Raw genomic sequence first — 19,106 nt, forward strand, 5'->3', positions numbered from 1 at the left:
CGTCGGCTGCATCGCTGGCAAGCCGGCTCCCACAGGGTTCTCGGCCGAGGGCAAGGATCATGGCTGACTCGATCTCGATGAAAAAGCTGGTCACCCGACTGCTCGGCGTGGTGGTGGCGATGTTCGTCTTCGGTTTTGCCCTGGTGCCGATCTACGACGTGATGTGCAAGGCCTTCGGCATCAACGGCAAGACCGCCGGGCAGTACGAAGGCGAACAGGTTGTGGATAAGTCACGGCAGGTGCGGGTGCAGTTTTTGTCGACCAACAATATCGACATGCCATGGGAGTTTTATCCCAAGCATGACGAACTCACAGCCAACCCCGGTGCGGTGAACGAGATGATCTTCATCGCCCGCAACCCGACCGACAAACCGATGAGCGCGCAAGCGGTGCCGAGCATCGCGCCGAGCAATGCGGCGGCGTATTTCCACAAGACCGAATGCTTTTGCTTTACCCAGCAGGTGCTGCAGCCCGGTCAGCAGATCGAGATGCCGGTGCGTTTCATCGTTGACCGCGACATGCCCAAGGACGTGAAGCACCTGACGCTGTCCTACACGCTGTTCGATATCACCGCCCGACATCCTCCGGTGGCTGCAAACACTGGCGGTTAAGCGTGCCCGATAAGGAGAACAATAAATGGCAACTCATGAGCACTATTACGTCCCGGCCCAGAGCAAGTGGCCGATCGTGGCCACGGTGGGGATGTTCGTCACCGTGTACGGTCTGGCGACCTGGTTCAACGATCTGAAGGCGGCGCGTCCTGAATCCCACGGCCCGCTGATCTTTTTCGTCGGTGGGCTATTGCTGGCGTACATGCTGTTCGGCTGGTTCGGCGCGGTGATCAAGGAAAGCCGAGCGGGGTTGTACAGCCGGCAGCTGGACCGCTCGTTCCGCTGGGGCATGAGCTGGTTCATCTTCTCCGAGGTGATGTTCTTCATCGCCTTCTTCGGCGCGCTGTTCTATGTGCGGCACGTCTCCGGCCCGGCACTGGGCGGCGAAGGCACCAAAGGCATCGCCCACATGCTCTGGCCGAACTTCCAGTTCACCTGGCCGCTGCTGCACACGCCGGATCCGAAACTGTTCCCGCCGCCCAAGGAAGTCATCAGCCCCTGGGGCCTGCCGCTGATCAACACCATTCTGCTGGTGAGCTCCAGCGTGACCATCACCATCGCCCACCACGCGCTGAAGAAAGGTCATCGCGGCGCGCTGAAACTGTGGCTGGCGATCACCGTGCTGCTGGGTTGCGCGTTCCTTGGCTTCCAGGCCGAGGAATATATCCACGCCTACCACGAACTGGGGCTGACGCTCGGCTCGGGCATCTACGGCGCGACGTTCTTCATGCTCACCGGTTTCCACGGCGCCCACGTGACCATCGGCACGATCATTCTGTTCGTGATGCTGATGCGCATCATGAAGGGCCACTTCGACAACGAACATCAGTTCGGCTTTGAAGCAGCGAGCTGGTATTGGCACTTCGTCGATGTGGTGTGGATCGGCTTGTTCATCTTCGTTTACGTGCTCTGAGGATCACTTACCAAGGCGCGTGCGACACCAGTTGGCCGCTGTAGAAACCCCAGGCAATCAAGCCGACGGTGACGGCGGCCAACGTCACCCGAACACTCAAGGCGATCACCAGGCGATTCGAGCTGCTGTCGTCCTTGACCAGGAAAAACAGGCCGCTGAACAGGCTGACCACCGTGGCAATCAGCATCAGGACGATGGCTGCTTTGAGCATGGGAAGAACTCCGGGGGAACAAGCGATGCACTTGAGTATAGCGATCGCACTCACTGATTTTCCGGCGCAACCATGAAGCGCTTCCGGCCGGGCGTGGTGCCGACACTGGTGGTCGGCCTGCTGCTGCCGTTGCTGGTTTCGCTGGGCTTCTGGCAACTGGGCCGGGGCGCGGAAAAAACCGCCCTGCTCGCCAGCTACGCCGAACGCCGCGCCGCCGAACCGATGGCCAGCACCGAGTTGCTGCACAGCGCCGATCCGGCCTTTCGCCGGGTGCATCTGCACGGCCAGTTCGATGCCGCCCACAGCCTGTTGCTGGATAACCGTCAGCGCAACGGCAAGGTCGGCGTCGAACTGCTGCAACCGTTCCAGGATCAACGCAGCGGCCAGTGGCTGCTGGTCAATCGCGGCTGGCTGCCGTGGCCGGACCGGCGCACGGCCCCGCAATTCAACACGCCGGCTGACGCCGTGAATGTCGATGCCTGGGTGTACGTCGCCCCCGGCGCCACCTTCCAGCTGCATGCCGATCCGGTCAGCAGCACCTGGCCGCAAACCGTCACCGCCATCGAGCCCGCCAAGCTGTGGAAAACCCTCGAACGCGACGGCTTCGCCTACGAATTACGTGCCGAACCCGGCCCGGCCAGCTATCAGGCTGACTGGCCGGTGGTCGCAATGGGCCCGGAAAAACACCTTGGTTACGCCGTGCAGTGGTTCGCCATGGCCACCGCCCTGCTCGGTCTCTACCTCTATCTCGGCTGGCACAACGCAAAGGAGAAACACCATGGGAGCGGCCATGAATCCACCCAGCATGTCTGAAACGAAAGCCCCGGCCAGTCGCCGTCGCGGACGCATCCAGCTGCTGCTGATCGTGCTCGGTGTGGTCGGTCCGATGATCCTCGCCACCGGCATGTACAAGCTGCAGTTCTGGGTGCCGGAAGGTCGCAGCTATCACGGCGAACTGATCGGCAACGGCCAGACCCGCGCCGACCTCGGCATCCAGTCCGACGAAACGCGCTGGCAGATGCTGGTCACCGCGCCGAAGGATTGCGCGGTGGACTGTCAGCAACTGGTGTACCTGGCGCGCCAGATCCAGATCGGCCTGGGCCGCGAAGCCGGGCGCGCCAGCCATGCACTCGCTGCTGCGCAACCGCTGGGCGCCGACTATGAAGCCAAGCTGACCCGCGAATACCCGCAGCTGCAACGTTACCCGCTGGACGCAGCGACTTTCAGCAAGGCCACGGGCGACAAGGCCACGCCGCAACTGTGGATCATCGATCCCCACGGCAACCTCGTGCTGCGCTATGACCCGAGCGTCAAAGGCAAGGATCTGCTCAACGACCTGCGCCACCTGCTGAAACTGTCGAACATCGGATAAGGGCATCGTCATGGCCAAACCTGGATTTCGCCTCGCGCTGTTTGCCACGCTGCTGGCACTGATCGTGGTGCTGCTCGGCGCCTACACCCGCCTGACTCATGCCGGCCTCGGCTGCCCTGACTGGCCGGGCTGCTACGGCTTCATCAGCGTGCCGAAGAGCGAAGCCCAACTGGCCCATGCCGAACTGCACTACCCCGACTCACCGGTGGAGGCGCACAAGGGCTGGAACGAGATGATCCACCGCTACTTCGCCGGCACCCTCGGCATGTTGATCTCGATTCTGGCCGGGCGGGCGTGGGTCAATCGTCGTCATCCGGGACAACCGCTGAAACTGCCGCTGTTTCTGCTGGCGGTGGTGTTCGCCCAGGCGGCGTTCGGCATGTGGACGGTGACGCTCAAGCTCTGGCCGCAAGTGGTGACCGGGCATTTGCTGGGCGGGTTCGCGACCTTGAGCCTGCTGTTTCTGCTGACCTTGCGACTGTCCGGTGTGCTGCCGGCGCTGACCGTGCCCAAGCGTTTGCAATACTGGGCTACCGCCGGACTGTTATTGGTGATCGGCCAGATCGCCCTCGGTGGCTGGGTCAGTTCCAACTACGCGGCAGTGGCCTGCATCGACTTCCCGACCTGTCACGGCCAATGGCTGCCGCCGGCGGATTTCGCCAACGGCTTTCACCTGACCCAACACATCGGCCCCAATTACCTCGGCGGGCAACTCGACAGCGATGCACGCACGGCGATTCACCTGACCCACCGCATCGGCGCGTTGCTGGTGACAGTCGTGCTGCTCGGTCTGGCCTGGCAGCTGAAAGTAGTCGGCATGACGCGACTGGCCGGGCTGGTGCTGATCGCCCTCGCCGCGCAGATCACCCTCGGCATCAGCAACGTGCTGTTCCATCTGCCGCTGCCGGTGGCCGTGGCGCATAACGCCGGCGGTGCAGCGTTGCTGCTGACGATGGTGCTGGTCAACTATCACGCGCGGACCAGCCTGGTTCGGGTCAAGCAGCCGATGATCGCGCGCTGGCGCCTGAGCCCGCGCAAACACTCGGCGGCGCCCATCACTATTAAAGGAGAGACGCCATGGCGATTCTGATCGGCGAACGTCCGGCGCAGGCGCTGTGGCGCGATTACCTGGAGCTGACCAAACCGAAAGTCGTGGTGCTGATGCTGATCACCTCACTGGTGGGCATGTTCCTCGCGACCCGCGCCGGGGTGCCGTGGACGGTGCTGGTGTTCGGCAACCTGGGGATCGCGTTGTGTGCCGGGGGCGCGGCGGCGGTCAATCATGTGGTGGATCGGCGCATCGATGCCGTCATGGCGCGCACCCATAAACGCCCGTTGGCAGAAGGCAGGGTTTCGCCCACCGCGGCACTGACCTTTGCGCTGGTGCTGGCGTTGCTCGGTCAGGCCTTGCTACTGACCTTCACCAATCCTTTGACCGCCTGGCTGACCCTGGCCTCGCTGCTCGGCTACGCGGTGATCTACACCGGTTTCCTCAAACGCGCGACGCCGCAGAACATCGTCATCGGCGGCCTCGCCGGTGCCGCCCCGCCGCTGCTCGGCTGGACCGCTGCCACCGGCCACATCGGTGCCGAACCGTTGCTGCTGGTGCTGATCATCTTCGCCTGGACCCCGCCGCACTTCTGGGCGCTGGCCATCCACCGCAAGGAGGAATACGCCAAGGCCGACATTCCAATGTTGCCGGTCACCCACGGCGAGCACTACACCAAGGTGCACATTCTGCTGTACACCTTCGCCCTGCTGGCGGTGAGCCTGCTGCCATATGTGATCCACATGAGCGGCCTGCTGTACCTGATCTGTGCGCTCGGTCTGGGCGCGAGGTTTCTGCAATGGGCCGTGGTGCTGTACCGTGGCACTCGGCCGCACGCGGCGATCAACACCTTCAAGTACTCTATCTGGTACCTGTTTCTGCTGTTCATCGCCCTGCTCGTAGACCACTACCTACTGTTGAACCTATGACTCGAACCCAGAAAACCGTCTTCATCCTCGTCGCCGTGATCGCGCTGATCCTCGGCCTGACCGTCAACAAAGTGCTGAGCGGCAAGGGCCAGGGCGACCCGACCGCACTGATCGACGCCGGCATCATCCTGCTGCCGCAGAGCCGCAACCTGCCGGACGTGACGATGACCAATCAGGACGGCCAACCGGTCACGGTCAACGAGCTCAAAGGCAAGTGGAGCCTGTTGTTCTTCGGCTACACCTTCTGCCCGGACATCTGCCCGACCACCCTCGCCCAACTGCGCCAGATCAAGAGCGAACTGCCGAAGGATGCGGTGGATAAATTGCAGATCGTGCTGGTCAGCGTCGACCCGAACCGCGACAACCCTGCACAGTTGAAGCAATACCTGGGCTACTTCGATCCCCAGTTCGTCGGCCTGACGCCGAAGTCGATCGACGAGCTGCAGAAGGTGGCGAATGCGGTGAGCATTCCATTCATTCCGGCCGATACCAGCAAACCGAATTACACGGTGGATCACAGCGGGAATCTGGCGGTGATCGGGCCGGACGGTACGCAGCGCGGGTTCATTCGTGCGCCGTTGAACAATGCCAAGCTGGTGGCGCAGTTGCCGGTGATGCTCAACCGCAAGTAAAAATGAACGCACAGAAAAGGGGACGCCACTGGCGTCCCCTTTTTCGTTTTTGATCGTTCCCACGCTCTGCGTGGGAATGCAGCAAGGGACGCTCTGCGTCCCAGCGGACGCGAAGCGCCCGGGATGCATGCCCACGCAAAGCATGGGCACGATCAGATCAGAAGGCCGGCAGCACCGCGCCTTTGTACTTCTCGGTAATGAATTTCTTCACTTCCGGGCTGTGCAGCGCAGCGGCCAGTTTCTTCATGGCGTCGCTGTCCTTGTTGTCCGCACGGGACACCAGGATGTTCACGTAAGGCGAGTCGCTGCCTTCGATGACCAGCGCATCCTTGGACGGATCAAGCTTGGCTTCCAGCGCATAGTTGGTGTTGATCAGCGCCAGGTCGACCTGGGTCAGCACGCGCGGGATGGTCGCGGCTTCCAGTTCACGGATCTTCAGGTCTTTCGGGTTCTGGGCGATGTCCTTGACGGTCGACAGGATGTTGGTCGGATCCTTCAGGGTGATCACACCGGCCTTGGCCAGCAGCAACAGCGCACGGCCGCCGTTGGTGGCGTCGTTCGGGATGACCACGTTGGCGCCGCTTGGCAGCTCTTCGATTTTCTTGATCTTGCTGGAGTAGGCGCCCAGTGGTTCCAGGTGCACGCCGGTCACGGACACCAGGCTGGTGCCCTTGGCCTTGTTGAACTCATCGAGGTACGGCTGGTGCTGGAAGAAGTTGGCGTCCAGACGCTTTTCGGCCACCTGGACGTTCGGCTGAACGTAGTCGGTGAAGACCTTGACCTTCAGATCCACGCCTTCTTTGGCCAGTACCGGCTTCACGAATTCGAGGATTTCCGCGTGCGGCACCGGGGTGGCGGCAACGGTCAAGGTTTCCTCGGCATGGGCCGAGAACGCTGCGACGGCAGCCAGGGCAACGATCAGTTTTTTCATTCAGCTAACTCCTTTTTACGGCGCCCGTCTGGCGCCTGCCAGCGAATGGCCGGCTCATGTCATTACAAAACCGGTTATTTGCGCGAGAAGTGCACGACCAGTCGGTCGCCTACCATTTGCAGCACTTGCACCAGAATCAGCAGCAATACCACGGTGACAATCATCACGTCGGTCTGGAACCGCTGGTAGCCGAAACGGATCGCCAGGTCACCCAGGCCACCGGCACCGACCACACCGGCCATCGCCGTGTAGGAAACCAGTGTAATCGCCGTCACCGTAATCGCTGCGAAGATGCCCGGACGGGCCTCCGGCAGCAAGGCGTTCATGATGATCTGGCGAGTGGTCGCGCCCATCGACTGGGTCGCTTCGATGATGCCGCGATCGACTTCACGCAACGCGGTTTCCACCAGCCGCGCGAAGAACGGCGTCGCACCCACCACCAGCGGCGGAATCGCACCGGCCACGCCCAGCGAGGTGCCGGTGATCAGCACGGTGAACGGGATCATCACGATCAGCAGAATAATGAACGGCAGCGAACGCAGGATGTTCACCACCAGCGACAGCAAGGCGTACACGCCTTTGGCTTCGAGCAACTGACGTGGGCTGCACAGAAACAGCAACACGCCCAGCGGCAAGCCGAGCAGCACGGTGAACAGCAGCGAACCGCCGAGCATCATCATGGTGTCGCCGGTGGCGAGCCAGATTTCGTACCAGTCGATATTGGTGAAGAAACTCATCAGGTCTTCCATTAGCGCAACACCTCCATGTGAACGTCAGCGGCGGTGAAGCGGGCGAACGCCGCTTCCATGTCGCCACCGGTGACGGCGAGGGTCAATTGCCCGTAGGGAATGTCTTTGATGCGGTCGATGCGACCGGCCAGGATGCTGTAGTCCACACCGGTTTCCCGGGCGACGGTACCGAGCAACGGCGCGTAGGTCGCTTCGCCCTGGAAGGTCAGACGCACGATGCGGCCCGGCACATGAGCGAAGTCATCGCGTTGCTCGCTTTCGTCGATCTGTTCGTCTTCCTGCACGAAACGCTTGGTGGTCGGGTGCTTCGGATGCAGGAACACATCGGCCACCGAACCTTGCTCGACAATCACACCGGCATCCATCACGCCGACCTGATCGCACACGCGGCGGATCACATCCATCTCGTGGGTGATCAGGACGATGGTCAGCTTCAGCTCGCGGTTGATCTCGGCCAGCAGTTGCAGGACCGACGCCGTGGTCTGCGGGTCAAGAGCGCTGGTGGCTTCGTCGCACAGCAGGATCTTCGGTTTGGTCGCGAGCGCGCGTGCGATGCCGACGCGCTGCTTCTGGCCACCGGAAAGCTGCGCCGGGTATTTTTTGGCGTGATCGGACAGACCGACCCGCGCCAGCAACTCGGCCACACGCTGATCGATCTCGGCACGGGACAGTTCACCGGCCAGGGTCAGCGGCAGCGCGACGTTGTCGGCCACGGTCTTGGACGCCAGCAGGTTGAAGTGCTGGAAGATCATCCCGACCTGCTGACGGAAACGGCGCAGGCCTTTGGCGTCCAGCGCGGTGACTTCTTCGCCGTCGACGATGATCTTGCCGCCACTGGATTGCTCCAGGCGATTGATCAGACGCAGCAGGGTACTTTTTCCCGCACCGGAATGGCCAATCAGGCCGAACACCTGACCGTTCTCGATGGAGAAGCTGGTCGGGTGCAGCGCGGTGATGTCCTTACCGGCGACGCGGTAAGTCTTATGGACGTTTTGAAACTCGATCACGTAGCGAACCTTGTGGGGCGCGTTGGAAAAGGATCAGCGGTTAGCCGGGCGCGCATTTTAGCCTGTCCGTATAGAGGTTATTAGCATTTATTCCGCATTCAACCTGTCATTTGGCAATAACGCGATCAAAGGTCATAAAAAAGGAACGCCCAAAATCCTCATCAGTCACTAGTTAAGCGACTTGAAACTCCGGGCGCCGTGTCCGGAAACCACTCAAGAGCCTCGGCAGCACCGGGGTCAAACGAGGAGTTTACGTCTGATGAGCAGCAAAAAACCTGTCCCTTCCAAAAGTGAGCTGGCCGGAACCGATACTCTGGATCGCGCCAACACCAACGCCAAACTCGACAGTCTTGAAAAATTTCGCTCCGACGCCACCGGCCAGGCTCTGCGCACCAATCAGGGCGTAAAGGTCGCAGACAACCAGAACACGCTGAAGGCCGGCGCTCGCGGGCCGTCGCTGCTGGAAGACTTCATCATGCGTGAAAAGATCACGCACTTTGACCATGAGCGGATTCCCGAGCGCATCGTCCACGCCCGCGGCACCGGCGCCCATGGTTTCTTTCAGAGCTACGAGAACCATTCGGCGCTGACCAAGGCCGGTTTCCTGCAGGATCCGGGAAAGAAAACCCCGGTGTTCGTGCGTTTTTCCACGGTGCAGGGGCCACGCGGTTCCGGCGACACCGTGCGTGACGTGCGTGGTTTTGCCGTGAAGTTCTTCACCGACGAAGGCAACTTCGATCTGGTCGGCAACAACATGCCGGTATTTTTCATTCAGGACGCGATCAAGTTTCCCGACTTCGTCCACGCGGTAAAACCCGAACCGCACAACGAAATACCCACCGGCGGCTCCGCGCACGACACCTTCTGGGATTTCGTGTCGCTGGTGCCGGAATCGGCGCACATGGTCATCTGGGCCATGTCCGACCGGGCCATCCCGAAAAGCCTGCGCAGCATGCAGGGTTTCGGTGTGCACACCTTCCGCCTGATCAACGCCGAGGGCAAATCGCGCTTCGTCAAATTCCACTGGCGCCCTACCGCCGGTACCTGTTCGCTGGTGTGGGACGAGGCGCAAAAGCTTGCGGGTAAAGACACCGACTACCACCGGCGCGATCTCTGGGAAGCCATCGAGATGGGTGATTACCCGGAATGGGAACTTGGCGTACAGATCATCGAGGAGGAAAACGAACACGACTTCGATTTCGACATCCTCGATCCGACCAAACTGATCCCCGAGGAAATCGTCCCGATCACGCCGCTGGGCAAGATGACCCTCAATCGCAACCCGGACAACTTCTTCGCCGAGACTGAACAGGTCGCGTTCTGCCCCGGCCATATCGTGCCGGGGATCGACTTCTCCAATGACCCGCTGCTGCAAGGTCGGCTGTTTTCCTACACCGATACGCAAATCAGCCGACTTGGCGGGCCGAACTTTCATGAGCTGCCGATCAATCGCCCGGTCGCGCCATTCCACAACGGCCAACGCGATGCCCAGCACCGTACGGTGATCGACAAGGGCCGCGCCTCTTACGAACCGAACTCCATCGATGGTGGCTGGCCGAAAGAAACGCCACCGGCGGCGCAGGACGGCGGGTTCGAAAGCTATCCGGAGCGGATCGACGCGCACAAGATCCGTCAGCGCAGCGAGTCGTTCAGCGATCACTTCTCCCAGGCTCGGCTGTTCTTCAACAGCATGAGCCCGCACGAGAAAGAGCACATCATCGCTGCCTACAGTTTCGAACTGGGCAAGGTTGAGCGTGAATTCATCCGGGCGCGGGAAGTGAACGAGATTCTCGCCAACATCGACCTGGAACTGGCCAAACGCGTGGCGGCCAACCTGGGTCTGCCGGCGCCAGGCAAAGGTACCGTGGACGTGCCGAAAACTTCACTGGATCGCTCGCCAGCGTTGAGTCAGGCCAACCTGTTGCCGGAAAACATCAAGACACGGAAAGTCGCGATCCTTGCGGCCAACGGTGTCGATGGTGCGGCGATTGATGCGATGAAGAAAGCGCTGGCGGCAGAGGGTGCGCACGCCAAACTGCTTGGCCCGACTTCGGCGCCAGTGAAGACCGCTGATGGCAAAACCCTGGCGGTGGATGCATCGGTGGAAGGCATGCCATCAATTGCGTTCGACGCGGTATTCGTGCCGGGTGGCGCGGCGTCGGTCAAGGCGTTGAGCGGTGACGGCGTGGCGTTGCACTACCTGCTGGAGGCGTACAAACACTTGAAGGCAATCGCGCTGCATAGCGAGGCCAAACAGTTGCTGGACGTGCTGAAGCTGGAGGCGGATGCCGGATTGCTGGAGGGCAAGGATGTTGGCGCGCTGACCAAGCCATTCTTTGCGGCGATCGGGCAGCATCGGGTTTGGGACCGGGAGCCCAAGGCCAAGGCCATTCCTGCTTAAGGCTGTTGGTTGACAGAAAGGACGCCTTCGCGAGCAAGCCCGCTACCACATTGGTTCTGTGTCGCACACGAACTCAATGCGGGAGCGGGCTTGCTCCGGGCGGCGTTCCGACGAAACTTTTCAGGGTTTGCGCGGGCTCAGAACCATCTGTGCCGGCACGCTGCGCAGAATCTGTTTCTCGATTTTCAGATCGAAATCCGGATCTAGCTTCTTCACGCGCTTGGTGATCAACGTCGCCAGCCACGGGTAATCATTGGTGCGCGGGGCCTGAATGCTTACCGCACAGTCGTAATTCACCACATCGGCGGCGATCGCATCCAGTTGGCGACGAAGTTTGCGGCTGTCGGTGATATTCAGCGCGATCGTAGTGCTTTGCGCAGTCGGATCGATCACCTTGGCTTTCGGCTTGGCTTCAGCGGCTTGCAGCGCCGCTTCGGCTTTCTCCAGTTCAGCCTTGCGCGCTTCAGTGATCGCGCCGTTGACGCCACCCGTCAGCGCCGGGGCCTTGGGCATCAGCACGCGGGCACGGGCCAGCGCAGTCGCCGCCGCATTCACATCGCCCTTTTGCAGGACGATCTGGCTGCGACGCAGATAGGCCTCGGCCAACTGGCGCTGGTATTGCTCAAGGGATTGATCGTTGGGTGTTTCGGCCTGCAAGGCTGCCAATTGGTCTTCGGCAGTGGCCAGTTCGCTGCTGGCCAGACTTTGCTCCAGCTGTGCGATGGCCGTGGCCCGCGCATCGGGGACTTCGGCCACCGGCGGCGTGCTTTGGCAGGCGCCCAGCAGCACTGAAAAGGCCACAAGGAGCAGATAACGGGAGGCGAACGGCTTCATTCCTGCGACTCTCTATTTGCGCAAAAAACGAGCAAGTCTACACCCCTCGACGGGGCAGAACAAAACTCAGCAGAAACAGTGCGGCCGCCGTCACAACGATGGACGGGCCGGCCGGGGTGTCCTTGAACCAGGACAGCGCCAGCCCGCCACACACGGCGAGCATGCCCAGCACGCTCGCGCCCAGTGCCATCTGCTCCGGCGAACGGGCGTGACGTTGTGCCGCAGCCGCCGGGATGATCAACAGCGATGTAATGAGCAACACACCGACGATTTTCATCGCCACCGCGATCACCACCGCAATCAACAACATCAGCGCCATGCGCAATCCGGCCACCGGCAGGCCTTCGACCCGCGCCAGTTCTTCGTGCACGGTGATCGCCAGCAGCGGGCGCCACAAGGTCACCAGCAACACCAGCACCGCCGCGCTGCCGCCGAGGATCCACGCCAGATCGGTCGGGCTGATCGCCAGCAGGTCGCCGAACAGATAGGCCATCAGGTCGATCCGCACTTCATGCATGAAGCTTAGTACGACCAGCCCGAGAGAGAGCGTGCTCGGCGCAAGAATGCCCAACAGCGTGTCGGACGCCAGTGGCTGGCGCTGCTGCAAGGTCACCAGCAGCACCGCCAGCAGCAGGCAGCCCACGGTCACCGCGACAGTCGGGCTGACATCCAGCAGAAAGCCCAGCGCCACGCCGAGCAGTGCGGCGTGGGACAGGGTGTCACCAAAATAGGCCATGCGCCGCCAGACCACGAACGAGCCCAGCGGCCCCGCGACCACCGCCAGCGCCAGACCTGCAAGCAGGGCGTAGAACAGAAAATCAGCCATGCTTGCAGCTATCTCCGTGAACGTGAGGTTGAGCCGACAGGGGCCCTTTGACCACCGACCCGTGCAGGTCGTGGGCGTGATCATGATGGTGGTGATAGATCGCCAGGCTCGGCGCATTGTTGCCAAACAGCTCGACGAAGGCCGGATCGCCGCTGACCTGCTCGGGATGCCCGGAGCAGCAGACGTGACGGTTGAGACACACCACCTGATCGGTGGTGCTCATCACCAGATGCAGATCGTGAGAAACCATCAATACGCCGCAGCCGTGACGGTCACGCAGTCGGGTGATCAGGCTGTACAGCTCGGCTTGTCCGGCGACATCGACGCCCTGAACCGGCTCGTCGAGCACCAGCAGCTCCGGCTCGCGCAACAAGGCACGGGCCAGCAATACCCGCTGCATTTCACCGCCGGAAACGCTTTGCACCGGGCTGTCGATGACGTGCTCGGCGCCGACTTCCTTGAGTGCCGCCAGCGCACGCGGGCGATCGACCCCCGGCACCAGCCGCAGGAAGCGCAGCACCGACAGCGGCAAGGTCGGATCGACGTGAAGTTTCTGCGGCATGTAACCGACGCGCAGTTTCGGTTTGCGCCAGACGCTGCCGCTGTCGGGTTTCAGCAGCCCGAGCACGGCACGCACCAGGGTGGTCTTGCCGGCGCCGTTGGGGCCGATCAGGGTGACGATCTGTCCCGGCTCGACGCTCAGGTGAATGTTGTCCAGCACGTTCTGCCCGGCAAACCGGACCGCCACCTGCTCCAGACGGATCAGCGCATCGCTCATCAAGCCCCCCGACAACCGGAGCAGAGGCCGACCACTTCGACGGTCTGGGCTTCGACGATGAAGCCGACGTCCTTGGCACTGTGAACGATGGCGTCGCTGATGCTTTTTTGTTCAAGTTCGATGGCGGCGTGGCATTCGCGGCAGATCAGGAACTGGCCCTGGTGCGAATGCTCCGGGTGAACGCAACCGACGAAGGCGTTGAGCGAGGAAATGCGGTGCACCAGGCCGTTTTCCAGCAGGAAGTCCAGCGCCCGATACACGGTTGGCGGAGCAGCGCGGCGGCCATCCTGCTCGCTGAGCACCGCCAGAATGTCGTAGGCACCCAGCGGCTTGTGGCTCTGCCAGACCAGTTCCAGCACTCGCCGGCGCAGCGCGGTCAGGCGCAAGCCTTTCTGTGCACACAGGGCATCGGCCTCGGACAGCGCGCTGTGAACGCAGTGCGAGTGGTCGTGGGGACGGCTGGCAATCGGGGTAATAGGCATGAGCGGCGACGAGTTTGGTTAGAGACGTTATTATGTTACCCGTTCTCGCCTCATTGAGTGGTCATCGTGTCCCGACTTTTTTCTGTTTTTGTCGTATTCATCACCGGTTTTCTGCTGATCGGTCCGGCTCAGGCCGAGGTCAGAGTCCTCACCAGCATCAAGCCCCTGCAATTGATCGCCGCTGCAGTGCAGGACGGTGTATCGATTCCGGAAGTGCTGCTACCGCCGGGGGCTTCGCCGCACAACTACGCATTGCGTCCGTCCGATGTGCGCAAAGTGCAATCGGTGGACCTGCTGTACTGGATCGGCCCGGACATGGAAGGTTTCCTGCCTCGCGTGCTGAACGGTCGTACGCTGCCGAGCGTCGCAGTACAGGATCTTTCAGGCATGAAGCTGCGTCGTTTCGCTGCGGACAGCCACTCCCACGCTGAAGAAGCCGACGAACACGATCACGATCATCGCCCGGGCAGCCTCGATGCGCATTTGTGGCTATCGCCGGTGAACGCGCGGGTTATTGCCGACAAAATGGCTGCTGACCTGAGCGCCGCAGACCCGGCCAATGCCGAGCGCTACCAGAGCAACGCCAAGGCGTTCGATGAGCGTCTGGATGCACTCGACCAGCGCTTGAAGAAACGCCTGGCCGGTATTGAAGGCAAACCCTACTTCGTCTTCCACGAAGCCTTCGACTACTTCGAAGACGCCTACGGCCTGAAACACACCGGCGTATTCAGCGTCGCGGCGGAAGTGCAGCCGGGCGCCCAGCATGTGGCGGCGATGCGCGCGCGATTGCAGGAGGTCGGCAAGACCTGCGTGTTCAGTGAGCCGCCGCTGCGTCCACGCCTGGCCGAAACGCTGGTGGCGGGCCTGCCGGTGAAGCTGGCGGAGCTGGATGCGTTGGGCGGGTACACGCCAGCGACGGCTCAGGGTTACGAGCAAGTGCTGGAGAAGCTGGGGAATGACCTGGCGGGCTGTCTCGAATCGCTCTGATACAAAAAACCGCAGCCTGCAAACAGGCTGCGGTTTTTCTTTTACAGGGCGAAAGGTAGCGGCGTATTGACCGCCTGACGCTGCGCCAGCCGCTGCTCGAACTCTTTCGGATCATGGATCAGCACGTCCTGCCCGGCGAACGATTCCGCCGCGATCAACCGCGAAAGCCAGAACCGCACGCACGCCACTCGCAACATGGTCGGCCACAGCTCGGCTTCGGCAGCCGTGAACGGTCGCAGTGCCGCGTAGGCACCCAGGAACGCACGCGCACGCGGGCCGTCGATCAGACCGTCATCGTCAGAGCACCAGTCGTTCAGAGCAATCGCCACGTCATAGAGCATCGGCCCGGAGCAGGCATTGTAGAAGTCGATCAGCCCGGTCAGGTGAGTGCCTTCGAACATCGCGTTGTCGCGGAACAGATCGGCGTGGATGTTCGCCCGTGGCAGCGCGAGAATTTTCTCTTTCTGTTGAGTGATTTCATCGAGCGCGGTTTGCAGCAGTGCGCGCGGTTCATCGCTCAGGTGCGAAAGGAACTGAGTACCCTCCTCCAGCATCCAGTCCAGGCCACGATCGGTCTTGCGCTTGATCATGTTGTCGCCCTGGGTCGCCAGGTGCAGATGCGCCTGTAGGTCACCGACCTGCGCGCAATGCTGGGCGTTGGCCTGCTTGATGTGCTTGCCCGCCAGACGCGGCTGCAGCAGTGCCGGTTTGCCTTTCAGCTCGCGCAAGGCCACGCCGTCAGTGGTGCGCAGTGCGTAAGGCACCGGCAGATCGGCTTCGTGCAACACGTCGAGCAGGTCGATGAAGAACGGCATTTCCTGCACCGGCCCGCGCTCGACCAGGGTCAGGACGAACTCGCCCTTTTCCATGCTGATGAAGAAGTTGGTGTTTTCGCTGCCGGCGGCGATCCCCTGGAAATCGAGCAGACGGCCGAGCCCGTAAGGGGCGAGAAAGGTTTCCAGCTCGGGCCGAGCCAGGGGGGTGAACACAGACATGGTTAAAAACTGCTCAGTTCTGGCGCCGCTATCAGACGGCGCCGATTAAAAGTCAGGAAACTTACTTCCAGGTAAAGATTTCCCACGACGGAATCAGCATATCCGGCTGGTCGGACCGGATGTAGTTCGCGTCCGTACCATCGGCGCGCACCAGGAAATAGGGTTTGCCGCCCTTCGGTGTGACCTTGATCGCATACACGAATCCACTCCGGCTGTATTCCTGAATGACCTTATCGCCTTCCGTGTGCGTGCTAATGGTAACTTCCGGCTCCGAGGATGGCGCATCATCCGCCGCCATCGCGGCCAGCGGTGAGACAGCAATCAGACTGACCAGCAGCAAGCGATTTAACGTACGCATGATAACCTTGTCCCTTTGTCGTCAATGGTCCCGCTATTCTAGCGCCGGGCCCGCCGAAAAGGTTGATTCTGCTCATGAGCCAAGCCCCCCTCGTCCTGGTGGACGGTTCGTCTTACCTGTACCGCGCCTTTCACGCGCTGCCACCGCTGACCACCTCCAAAGGCATGCCGACCGGTGCGGTCAAAGGCGTGTTGAACATGCTCAAGAGCCTGCGCAAGCAGTATCCGGACAGCCCGTTCGCCGTGGTGTTCGACGCCAAGGGTGGGACATTTCGCGATGAGATGTACGCCGAATACAAGGCCAACCGCCCAAGCATGCCGGACGACATGCGCGTGCAGATCGAGCCGCTGCACCAGAGCGTGATCGCCCTCGGTTTCCCGCTGCTGTGCGTCGAAGGCGTCGAGGCCGATGACGTGATCGGCACCCTGGCTCGCAGCAGCGCGGCTGCCGATCGTCCGGTGATCATCTCCACCGGCGACAAGGACATGGCGCAACTGGTCGACGGCCACATTACCTTGGTCAACACCATGTCCGGTAGTTCGATGGACGTGGAGGGCGTGAAGGAGAAATTCGGCGTCGCTCCCGAGCAGATCATCGATTATCTGGCCCTGATGGGCGACTCTTCCGACAATATCCCCGGCGTTCCGGGTATCGGTCCGAAGACTGCTTCCGGCCTGCTGGTGGGCGTCAACGGTGGCCTGACCGAGCTGTATGCGCAGCTCGACATCGTGCCGACCCTGCCGATTCGCGGCGCCAAGACCCTGCCGGCCAAGCTCGAAGAGCACAAGGAGATGGCGTTCCTCTCCTATCAACTGGCGACCATCAAGGTTGACGTGCCGCTGGATATCGGCCTCGACGACCTGCAAATGGGCCCGGAAGATCCGGCCAAACTGCTTGAGCTTTACACCCTGCTGGAGTTCAAGAGCTGGATCAACGATCTGCAGCGGGACGCCAAGCGTCTGGAACTGAGCGTTGCCACCGAGCCTGCGCCGGCCGGCGATCTGTTCAGCGCGCCTGTCGTAGAAGAAGCGCCCGCCGCTCCGACTGAAGCCGCGTATGAAACGATCCTCGATCAGGCGCGCTTCGACGTCTGGCTGGAAAAGCTGAAGAACGCCAAGCTGTTCGCCTTCGACACCGAAACCACCGGGATCGACGCCCAACAGGCACAACTGGTCGGTCTGTCCTTCGCGGTGCAGGCCAACGAAGCAGCCTACATCCCGCTGACCCACTCCTACATCGGCGTACCGGAGCAACTGGATCGCGACACCGTGCTGCGCGCGCTCAAGCCGATCCTGGAAGACCCGAACAAGCTCAAGGTCGGCCAGCACGCCAAGTTCGACATGAACATCCTGGCCAACTGCGCCATCGGTGGCGACCAGAACGAAGGCATCACCGTACGCGGGGTTGCCTTCGACACGATGCTTGAGTCCTACGTGCTCAACTCCACCGCCACTCGTCACGACATGGACAGCCTGGCGCAGAAGTACCTCGATCACACCACCGTGAGCTTCCAGGACATCGCCGGCAAAGGCGCCAAGCAGCTGACCTTCGACCAGATCGCCCTGGAACAGGCCGGGCCGTATGCCGCCGAAGATGCCGACGTGACCCTGCGCCTGCACCAGACGCTGTTCGAGAAGCTGAGTGCCATCCCGAGCCTGGCCAGCGTACTGACGGATATCGAGATCCCGCTGGTGCCGGTGCTCGCTCGCATCGAACGCCAGGGCGCGTTCGTCGACGCTGAACTGCTCGGCATCCAGAGCATCGAGCTGGGCAACAAGATGGTCGCGCTGGAGCGTGAAGCCTTCGAAATCGCCGGTGAAGAATTCAACCTCGGCTCGCCGAAGCAACTGGGCGTGATCCTCTACGAAAAACTCGGCCTGCCGGTGCTGAAGAAGACCGCCAAGGGCCAGCCATCCACCGCCGAAGAAGTGCTGGCGAAGCTGGCCGAAGACGATCACCGCTTGCCGAAAGTGCTGATGGAACACCGTTCCATGAGCAAGTTGAAGAGTACCTACACCGATCGCCTGCCGGAGCAGATCAACCCGCGCACCGGACGTATCCACACCTCATATCATCAGGCCGTTGCGTCGACCGGTCGCCTGTCGTCGAGCGATCCGAACCTGCAGAACATCCCGGTGCGCACCGCCGAAGGCCGGCGCATCCGCCAGGCGTTCGTCGCGCCGAAAGGCTACAAACTGCTGGCGGCGGACTACTCGCAGATTGAACTGCGGATCATGGCGCACCTGTCCCGCGACGAGGGATTGATGAACGCCTTCCGCAACAATCTGGACGTGCACACAGCAACGGCAGCGGAAGTATTCAAGGTCGAGCTGAACGAAGTGACCTCCGACCAGCGCCGTGGCGCCAAGGCGATCAACTTCGGCCTGATTTACGGCATGGGCGCGCAGAAGCTGGGCAAGGACATCGGCGTCGACACCAAGACCGCCAAGGCCTACATCGACACCTATTTCGCGCGCTACCCGGGCGTTCGCGAGTACATGGACCGCACCCGCGCGCAGGCAGCAGATCAGGGTTTCGTGGAAACGATTTTCGGTCGTCGTCTGTATCTGCCGGACATCAACTCCAACAAGCCGCAGGAACGTGCCGCCGCCGAGCGCACCGCTATCAACGCGCCGATGCAGGGCACCGCAGCGGACATCATCAAGAAAGCCATGGTGGCGGTGGATAACTGGCTGAGCGCTTCCGGGCTGGACGCCAAAGTCATCCTGCAGGTGCACGATGAACTGGTGCTGGAGGTACGCGAGGATCTGGTCGATCAGGTTCGCGAAGAAATACGCGTGCACATGAGCGAAGCGGCAAAACTGGACGTGCCGTTACTGGTGGAAGTCGGGGTTGGCAACAACTGGGACGAGGCGCACTGAGGTTTCTGAGACGGGGTTTTGCCGCGACAGAGCGTCGCGGCAAAGGCATCGAAAACCGCTTAGGCCTGATCGTTCTTGAGCTTATTCCAAAGTTCTTTGAAAAAATTCTGAACTAATCTTGCGACAAGGCACTCAGAGATACTGAATGGCTGGTGAAGCC

At 61.6% G+C, this 19,106-nt stretch carries 20 protein-coding genes; 10 read left to right on the forward strand and 10 right to left on the reverse strand.

Annotated features, from left to right (window positions below; all coding sequences use genetic code 11):
* Nucleotides 1-59: 59 nt before the first annotated feature.
* The gene (locus CAF73_RS05675) at nt 60-611 is read left to right on the forward strand and encodes a cytochrome c oxidase assembly protein (protein WP_085702218.1); all 552 of its coding nucleotides are present in this window, start codon (nt 60-62) and stop codon (nt 609-611) included.
* A 25-nt stretch (nt 612-636) separates the two neighbouring features.
* Nucleotides 637-1,524 carry a cytochrome c oxidase subunit 3 gene (locus tag CAF73_RS05680; RefSeq protein ID WP_085702219.1) on the forward strand — a complete coding sequence of 296 codons (888 nt, stop codon included), beginning with the start codon at nt 637-639 and terminating at the stop codon, nt 1,522-1,524.
* Nucleotides 1,525-1,531: 7 nt separating this feature from the next.
* Here CAF73_RS05680 and CAF73_RS05685 read toward each other — a convergent pair whose 3' ends face one another.
* Entirely contained in the window at nt 1,532-1,735 is a 204-nt protein-coding gene (locus CAF73_RS05685; RefSeq protein ID WP_064592503.1) for a twin transmembrane helix small protein, read from the reverse strand.
* A 72-nt stretch (nt 1,736-1,807) separates the two neighbouring features.
* On the opposite strand from CAF73_RS05685, the gene CAF73_RS05690 reads away from it, so the two are divergent.
* Genes CAF73_RS05690 through CAF73_RS05710 form a run of 5 tightly spaced genes read left to right on the forward strand, consistent with a single transcriptional unit; the run spans nt 1,808 to nt 5,716 of the window.
* A complete protein-coding gene (locus CAF73_RS05690) occupies nt 1,808-2,548 on the forward strand; it encodes an SURF1 family protein (RefSeq protein WP_085702220.1) in 741 nt (246 codons plus the stop codon).
* Nucleotides 2,514-3,107 (forward strand): hypothetical protein, encoded by a 594-nt coding sequence (locus tag CAF73_RS05695; RefSeq protein ID WP_085696939.1) that lies wholly within the window; start codon nt 2,514-2,516, stop codon nt 3,105-3,107. Before CAF73_RS05690 ends, CAF73_RS05695 begins: the two co-directional genes overlap by 35 nt.
* 10 nt (nt 3,108-3,117) lie before the next feature.
* Entirely contained in the window at nt 3,118-4,197 is a 1,080-nt protein-coding gene (locus tag CAF73_RS05700; protein ID WP_085696535.1) for a heme A synthase, read from the forward strand.
* The gene (gene cyoE, locus CAF73_RS05705) at nt 4,185-5,084 is read left to right on the forward strand and encodes a heme o synthase (protein ID WP_085696537.1); all 900 of its coding nucleotides are present in this window, start codon (nt 4,185-4,187) and stop codon (nt 5,082-5,084) included. Before CAF73_RS05700 ends, cyoE begins: the two co-directional genes overlap by 13 nt.
* Nucleotides 5,081-5,716 (forward strand): SCO family protein, encoded by a 636-nt coding sequence (locus tag CAF73_RS05710; protein WP_085696539.1) that lies wholly within the window; start codon nt 5,081-5,083, stop codon nt 5,714-5,716. Before cyoE ends, CAF73_RS05710 begins: the two co-directional genes overlap by 4 nt.
* A gap of 157 nt (nt 5,717-5,873) precedes the next feature.
* Here CAF73_RS05710 and CAF73_RS05715 read toward each other — a convergent pair whose 3' ends face one another.
* From CAF73_RS05715 to CAF73_RS05725, 3 genes are all read right to left on the reverse strand, one after another.
* Nucleotides 5,874-6,647: a MetQ/NlpA family ABC transporter substrate-binding protein gene (locus CAF73_RS05715; protein WP_085702221.1), complete on the reverse strand. Its 774-nt coding sequence runs from the start codon at nt 6,645-6,647 to the stop codon at nt 5,874-5,876.
* Nucleotides 6,648-6,721: 74 nt separating this feature from the next.
* Nucleotides 6,722-7,396: a methionine ABC transporter permease gene (locus CAF73_RS05720; RefSeq protein ID WP_007953997.1), complete on the reverse strand. Its 675-nt coding sequence runs from the start codon at nt 7,394-7,396 to the stop codon at nt 6,722-6,724.
* Nucleotides 7,396-8,403 carry a methionine ABC transporter ATP-binding protein gene (locus CAF73_RS05725; RefSeq protein ID WP_085696542.1) on the reverse strand — a complete coding sequence of 336 codons (1,008 nt, stop codon included), beginning with the start codon at nt 8,401-8,403 and terminating at the stop codon, nt 7,396-7,398. The genes CAF73_RS05720 and CAF73_RS05725 overlap by 1 nt, the downstream gene beginning before the upstream one ends.
* Before the next feature lie 259 nt (nt 8,404-8,662).
* On the opposite strand from CAF73_RS05725, the gene katE reads away from it, so the two are divergent.
* Complete coding sequence (gene katE, locus CAF73_RS05730; protein WP_085702222.1) at nt 8,663-10,804, forward strand: catalase HPII; 2,142 nt, start codon at nt 8,663-8,665, stop codon at nt 10,802-10,804.
* Nucleotides 10,805-10,924: 120 nt separating this feature from the next.
* Here katE and CAF73_RS05735 read toward each other — a convergent pair whose 3' ends face one another.
* From CAF73_RS05735 to zur, 4 genes are read right to left on the reverse strand one after another with little or no spacing between them, the layout of a single operon-like run.
* On the reverse strand, nt 10,925-11,638 hold the full coding sequence (locus tag CAF73_RS05735; RefSeq protein ID WP_085702223.1) for a PA5502 family lipoprotein: 714 nt from the start codon (nt 11,636-11,638) through the stop codon (nt 10,925-10,927).
* 37 nt (nt 11,639-11,675) lie between these two features.
* On the reverse strand, nt 11,676-12,464 hold the full coding sequence (gene znuB, locus CAF73_RS05740; RefSeq protein WP_085647186.1) for a zinc ABC transporter permease subunit ZnuB: 789 nt from the start codon (nt 12,462-12,464) through the stop codon (nt 11,676-11,678).
* Nucleotides 12,457-13,242, reverse strand: coding sequence for a zinc ABC transporter ATP-binding protein ZnuC (gene znuC / locus CAF73_RS05745; RefSeq protein WP_085690422.1), 786 nt, complete (start codon nt 13,240-13,242; stop codon nt 12,457-12,459). The genes znuB and znuC overlap by 8 nt, the downstream gene beginning before the upstream one ends.
* Complete coding sequence (gene zur, locus CAF73_RS05750) at nt 13,242-13,724, reverse strand: zinc uptake transcriptional repressor Zur (protein ID WP_085696548.1); 483 nt, start codon at nt 13,722-13,724, stop codon at nt 13,242-13,244. Before zur ends, znuC begins: the two co-directional genes overlap by 1 nt.
* 66 nt (nt 13,725-13,790) lie before the next feature.
* Between zur and CAF73_RS05755 the strand changes: the two genes are divergently transcribed.
* Nucleotides 13,791-14,711 (forward strand): zinc ABC transporter substrate-binding protein, encoded by a 921-nt coding sequence (locus CAF73_RS05755; protein WP_085696550.1) that lies wholly within the window; start codon nt 13,791-13,793, stop codon nt 14,709-14,711.
* Between the two features lie 41 nt (nt 14,712-14,752).
* Here CAF73_RS05755 and CAF73_RS05760 read toward each other — a convergent pair whose 3' ends face one another.
* On the reverse strand, nt 14,753-15,706 hold the full coding sequence (locus tag CAF73_RS05760) for a homoserine kinase (RefSeq protein WP_085696551.1): 954 nt from the start codon (nt 15,704-15,706) through the stop codon (nt 14,753-14,755).
* A 61-nt stretch (nt 15,707-15,767) separates the two neighbouring features.
* Nucleotides 15,768-16,064, reverse strand: coding sequence for a DUF2782 domain-containing protein (locus CAF73_RS05765; protein ID WP_085696553.1), 297 nt, complete (start codon nt 16,062-16,064; stop codon nt 15,768-15,770).
* A gap of 74 nt (nt 16,065-16,138) precedes the next feature.
* On the opposite strand from CAF73_RS05765, the gene polA reads away from it, so the two are divergent.
* Nucleotides 16,139-18,946, forward strand: a complete 2,808-nt coding sequence (gene polA, locus CAF73_RS05770; RefSeq protein WP_085702224.1) for a DNA polymerase I — start codon at nt 16,139-16,141, stop codon at nt 18,944-18,946.
* Nucleotides 18,947-19,106 lie beyond the last annotated feature (160 nt).

Origin of the sequence: Pseudomonas sp. B15(2017) (assembly GCF_002113215.1) — a bacterium.
Lineage (GTDB): Bacteria > Pseudomonadota > Gammaproteobacteria > Pseudomonadales > Pseudomonadaceae > Aquipseudomonas.